This is a genomic window from Cupriavidus phytorum (assembly GCF_003254285.1).
Taxonomy (GTDB): Bacteria; Pseudomonadota; Gammaproteobacteria; order Burkholderiales; family Burkholderiaceae; genus Cupriavidus; species Cupriavidus phytorum.
The window spans coordinates 1-6,089 of the sequence record NZ_QKZN01000031.1; the positions used below are offsets into that span (position 1 = coordinate 1).

Genomic DNA, 6,089 nt, shown 5'->3' on the forward strand with positions numbered 1-6,089 from the left:
CCCTCGCCACCGATGTAAAGCTCGCCCGCCACGCCCGGAGGCACCAGGTTCAGTTCGGCATCGAGCAGGTAGCAGCGGCGCGCGCCCACCGGGCGGCCGATCGGCGCGTAAGTGCCGGCAAACTCGGCTTCGGGCGCATCGGCGCGCACCTTCCAGACCATCGGCGTGACCACGGTTTCGGTCGGGCCATAGCCGTTGATGAAGATCTGTGGTGCCAGCGCGCGGCGGGCCTGGGCAAAGGCGGCGCGCGGCATGGCCTCGCCGCCGAAGGAGTAGAGCGCCACCGGCGGACGCTCGCCGCTCTGCTCGCAATGCTCGGCCAGCTGGCGCAGGTAGGCGGGCGGGAAGCCGGCGTTGGTGACGCCGTGGCGGGTCATCGCGGCGGCGGTCTGCTCCGGTGTCCACAACGCATCGTCGCGCAGCAGCAGCGAGCCGCCGCAGGCGAGCGCGCACAGCCAGCGCTCGTGGGCGCCGTCGAAGGCGAACGAGAGGAAGTGCAGTTCGCGCGAATGCGGGCCCATCTCGTAGGCGTCGATGGTCGCGGCCACGTGCATGGCGAGCGGGCCGTGCGCAACGCAGACGCCCTTGGGCCGGCCGGTGGAGCCGGAGGTGTAGATCACGTAGGCAAGCTGGCCGGGGTGGATTGGCCGCTCTGCCAATGGCGCGATGCCATCGTCGACCGTCTCCAGCGTCAGCACCGGCAGCGCCGCCGGCGCGGGCAGCGCATCGAGCAGCGCGGGCTCGGTGACAAGCAGCCGGATCGCGCTGTCGTCAAACAGGTAGGCCAGCCGGTCTTTCGGATAGGCGGGATCGAAGGGCACGTAGGCAGCGCCGCTGCGCATTACCGCCAGCAGCGCGACGATCAATTCGGGCGAGCGCGACAGGGCGATGCCGACGCGGTCCTCGGCGCCGATGCCGCGCGCGCGCAGCACGGCAGCGAGGCGGTCGGCGCGGGCCAGCAGCTCGCCGTAGCGCAGCACCTGGTCGCCGCAGATCACGGCGACGGCGTCGGGGCGGGCCGCGGCGTGGCGGGCGATGTGCGCGTGCACCGGCAGGGTCTCGCCGGCAGGCGCCTCGCCCTGGCCCAGCGCCAGCAGGCTGCGGTGTTCGGACTCGTCAAGCAGGTCCACCGCATCGAGCGATTGTTCTGGAGCGTCGGCCAGCCGGCTCAGCAGCCGCACGTAATGGCGCGCAAGCCGCTGCGCCGTGCCGGCGTCGAACAGTTCCGCGGCATAGTGGAAGCAGGCATGGATACGGCCGTCGCTGTCCTCGCGCGTATCGAGCGTCAGCTCCAGCGCCGTGGTGCGCTCGCCCACCGGCGCGCTTTCGAGTTCGAGGTCCGGCAGCGACACGCGCGCCGCGCGGTCGCCGCGGCGGTGGTTGTGCACCACCTGGAACAGCGGGTGGTAGCTGACGCTGCGCTCGGGCTGCAGCGCTTCCACCAGTTGCTCGAACGGCAGGTCCTGGTGCGCCTGCGCGCCCAGCACGGCTTCGCGGGTCTGGCCGAGCAGCGCGGACAGCGGCTGGCTGCCGTCAAGTCGTGCGCGCACGACCTGCGTGTTGACGAACAGGCCTACCACGCGCTCTGTTTCCAGGCGGTTGCGGCCCGCCACCGGCACCCCCACGCACAGGTCGCGGCTGCCGGTATAGCGGTATAGCAGTGCCTGGAAGCCGGCCAGCAATGCCATGAACAGCGTTCCGCCGCCGGCCTGCGAGCGTTGGCGCAGCGCATCGGCGAGCGTGGCAGGGATGGCGATCTCGCAGCGCTGCGCGCGGTAGGCCGCCACGGCGGGGCGGGGAAGGTCGGCCGGCAGCGCCAGCACGCCGGGCGCGCCCTCCAGGGTTGCGCGCCACCAGGCCAGTTGCCGTGCCTGTTCGCCAGCCTCGAGCCAGTTGCGCTGCCACACCGCATAGTCGGTATAGCCGATCGCGGGCGCGGCCCCGGGCAGCGGCTGGCCGAGCCGCTGCGCGCGGTAGGCCGCTGCCAGCTCGTCGATCAGCAGCTGCATCGACCAGCCGTCCGACACGATATGGTGCATCGCCAGCACCAGCCGATGGTGCCGCGCGCCCAGGCGCAGCAGGTGCACGCGCAGCAACGGCGCGCGGCCGAGGTCGAACGGCGCTTCGGCGATCGCCGCGGCTTGTGCGTCGGCGCTGGCGGGATCGGCCGACAAGTCGGTCAGCGGCAGTTCGATGCTGGCTGCGGCGCGCACATGCTGCCGTACCAGGCCATCGGCGTCCGCCAGGAACACCGTGCGCAGGGCTTCATGGCGCTGCACCAGCGTGGCAAACGCCGCCTGCAGCGCGCCGGCGTCGAGTTCGCCGTACAGTTCGACGCGGCTGCTGATGTGGTAGGCCGCGCTTTCCGGCGCGAAGCGGTGCAGGAACCACTGGCGCTGCTGTGCATACGACAGCGGCGCATCGTAGCCGGCGGCGGTATCGGGCCGCGGCAGCGCGGGGATCGGCAATTGCGCGAATGCGATGCCTTGCCCGGCCATCTTGTCGAGAAGGGCGCGGCGCTGGGCCGGTGCCAGCGTGGCAAAGCGCGCGGCCAGACGGGCCGCGGTGTTGGCTTCGATCATTCAGACTGACTCCAGGGTGTTGGCGAACGCTTCCAGTTCCAGCAGGGCGGCTTCGTCGGCATGGCGTTGCTGCGCCGGCAGCGCCGCCGCCAGCTCGGCCAGCGTGGCGGCGCCGAACAGCAGGGCCAGCGGCACCTCGATGCCAAGCTCGCCCTGGATCCGGGACAGGAGCTGGACGGCCAGCAGCGAATGGCCGCCCAGTGCGAAAAAGTTGTCGTGGCGGCCCACCGCGGGCACCTGCAGCAGCGCTTGCCAGATGCCGGCGAGACGGATCTCGAGATCGCCTTGCGGTGCTTCCTGCTCCGGCGCCGCCGAAGGCGCGGTGGCGTCCGGCGCCGGCAGTGCGCGGCGGTCCAGCTTGCCGTTGGCGGTGAGCGGCAGCGCATCGAGCAGCACGATGGCGGCCGGCACCATATGCGGCGGCAGCGTGGCGGCGAGGGCACGGCACAACGCGGCAGGATCGGGCCGCGCATCCGCTCGCGGCACCGCGTAGCCGACCAGTTGCATGCCGCCGGCGGCAGGCGCGGCGACCACCGCGGCCTGGCGCACCTGCGGCAGCGCCGCCAGTTGCGCCGCGACTTCGCCCGGCTCGACGCGGAAACCGCGGATCTTGACCTGGTCGTCGACGCGGCCCAGATACTCGAACACGCCGTCGGCGCGGCGCCGCACGCGGTCGCCGGTGCGGTACAGCCGCGCGCCGTCGCGGGCGCACGGATCGGGGACGAAGCGCTCTGCCGTCAACGCCGCGCGGCCGAGGTAGCCGCGCGCCAGCGCGGGCCCGCCGACATAGAGCTCACCCGCGATGCCGTCGGGCAGCGGGCACAGGTCGGCGTCCAGCACGTACGCGCCGGTGCCGGTCAGCGGCTGCCCCAGCGGCAAGCCTGCCCCGGGCTGCGGCGTGGTGCCGGCCACGTGCACCAGCACGCCGACGGTGGTCTCGGTCGGCCCGTAGTGGTTGACCAGCCGGCACCCCGGCCTGGCCGCGTGGAGGCGGGCGCGCAGCGCCGCGTCGGTTGCTTCGCCGCCCAGCACCAGGGTATGTTCGGGCAGCACGTCGGCAAGCGGCACCCCGGCCGCCTGCGCGCCGTCGAGCAGGGCGCGCAGGTGGCCGGGCACGATCTTGAGCACGCCGATGCGGTGCTGCGCCATGTAGCGCGCGAACGCCGCGGCATCGAACACGCAGCGGCGCGCCGGCAGGTGCAGCGCGCCGCCGCTGGCCAGCGCACCGAACAGCACCGTATGGCCGAGATCCGCCGCCGGCGTCGACACCATCGCCATGCGCGATGCCGGTGCCAGCGCCAGTTGCGACAGCACGCCGTGCAGGTAATGCGCCAGCGCGCCGTGCGAAATGCCCACGCCCTTGGGCCGGCCGGTGGAACCCGAGGTGTAGATCACATACGCCAGGTGGTGCGGATGCAACGCCGGCGACGGGTCGGCGTACTCGCCGTCGTAAAGGGATGGCGCGCCCAGGTCGATCACCGGCACGGCCGCGGGCAACGCCGCGATGGCGTCGGGCCGCTGCGCCAGCAGCATCGCCACGCCGCTGTCCTGGACCATATAGGCCAGGCGGTCGGCGGGATAGTCGGGATCGAACGGCACGTAGGCGCCGCCGGCCTTGAGGATGGCGAGCAGCGCGACCACCAGTTCGACGGAGCGTTCGGCCAGCACGCCAACTGGCACGTCCGGGCCTACCCCTAGTGCGAGCAGGCGATGCGCGAGGGCATTGGCGCGGCAATTGAGTTCGCGATAGGTGAGTTGCACGTCGTCCGCCGCCAGCGCCACGGCATTCGGGGTCGAGGCGGCATGGGCTTCGAAGCGAAGGTGGGCAAGTTGAGCAACGGCCGCAGCGGCTGGCAGGGCTGCCGCAGCCGTGGACAGACTGATCCGGCCAAGCGGGAGCGCAGCGTCGGCGACCATCTGGCGTAGCACCGTAAACAGGCCCCGCGCCAGCAGCTGCGCCTGCGCATCGCCAAGCGCGGCGCGGTCGAAGCGGCAGGTCAGGCGCAACGTGTCGGTGTGCGCGAACACCAGCGCCAGCGGGTAGTTGGTCTCGGCCCGGTTGCCGATGCCGGAGAACGCCAGGCCCGCAGGTGCGCGGCGCAGCGCCGCATCGACCGGGTAGTTCTCGAACACGACGATCGAATCGAACAGGGCCTGGCCGCTGTGTCCGGCCCAGCGCTGGATGTCGTAGAGCGGGGTGTGCTCGTGCTCGCGCAGCGCCAGGTTCAGCGCCTGCACCTGGCGCAGCCAGTCGCCCACCGCTTGCTGCGGACGCGGCGACGCGATCACCGGCAGCGTATTGATAAAGAGCCCCAGCATCTGCTGCGCGCCCGGAAGCTCGGCCGGGCGGCCGGCCACGGTGGCGCCGAAGGCCACACAGGGCTGGCCGGTGCAGCGCTGCAGCAGCAACAGCCAGGCGGCCTGCACCAGCGTGTTCAGCGTGACTTTCTGCGCGCGGGCGAAGGTGGCCAGCGCGGTGGTCTCGGCGGCGTCGAGTTCGTGGTGATGCTCGCCCTGGCCTTGTCCTTGTTCCGGAGCCGGCAATGCGGCAAGCAGGCGGGTTGGCGCATCGAGCGGTGCCAGCTGCGCCTTCCAGAAGGCTTCGCCGGCGGCGTTGTCGCGCGACTGCAGCCAGCCGATATAGTCGGCAAAGCGGCCGCCGCTGGCGGGCAGCGTTTCGCCGGCGTAGTGGCGCAGCACTTCAGCCAGCAGCTGTGCGGTGCTCCAGCCGTCGAGCAACAGGTGGTGCACGGTCCAGACCAGATGGTGGCGATGCGCACCGGTGCGCAGCAGCGCCAGTCGCATCAGCGGCGGGCGCTCCAGGTCGAAGCGCCGGGCCAGTTCGGCGGCGGCAAAGCGATCCAGCCCGGCCGCGTCGCGGCCGGTCCAGTCTTCGGTAGTTACCGGCAGCCGCACCGAACGGGCAACCCACTGCAGCGGCGGGTCGGCCCGGTGCAGGAAGCCGCAGCGCAGGCTGTCGTGGCGCTTTATCGCGGCCTCCCATGCCGCAATAAAGCGTGCCGGATCGAGCCCGTCGATATCGACGCGCAGCTGGTTGGTATAGGCGCTGCCCTCGGGCGCCAGCACGCTGTGGAACAGCATGCCGGCCTGCATCGGCGACAGCGGGTAGAGATCCTGCACCTGTGCCGGGTCCAGCTTCAGGGCATCCAGCGCGGCCTGCGTCAGCCGCGCCAGCGGGAAGTCGCTTGGGGTGAAGCCCGCGGCGCCCGCATTGCAGTGGGCAATCAGCGCTTGCAGTTCGTCGCGCAAGGCGTCGCTGAGCCGGCGGACCGTCTCCGCCCGATGGCGTGCCCGGCTGAAGGCCAGCGTCAGCCGCAGTTCGCCATCCAGCACCTGTCCGTTGACGGACAGCGAATGCGATAGCGGCGCCGACGGATCCTGGTTGGCGCCTGCGCTGTCGGCCGAGAGCCGCCACGGGCTGTCGTCGGCGAAGCTGGCGTCGAGCTGGCCCAGGTAGTTGAACACCACTTCAGGCTTCGGCACATC

The 6,089-nt window shown here is 71.8% G+C and carries 2 protein-coding genes; both read right to left on the reverse strand.

Annotated features, from left to right (window positions below; genetic code table 11):
- On the reverse strand, positions 1-2,582 hold a 2,582-nt coding region (locus tag C7416_RS28715; protein ID WP_146604315.1), incomplete at its 3' end, for a condensation domain-containing protein.
- On the reverse strand, positions 2,583-6,089 hold a 3,507-nt coding region (locus C7416_RS28720; protein ID WP_146604316.1), incomplete at its 5' end, for a non-ribosomal peptide synthetase. It abuts the gene before it with no gap.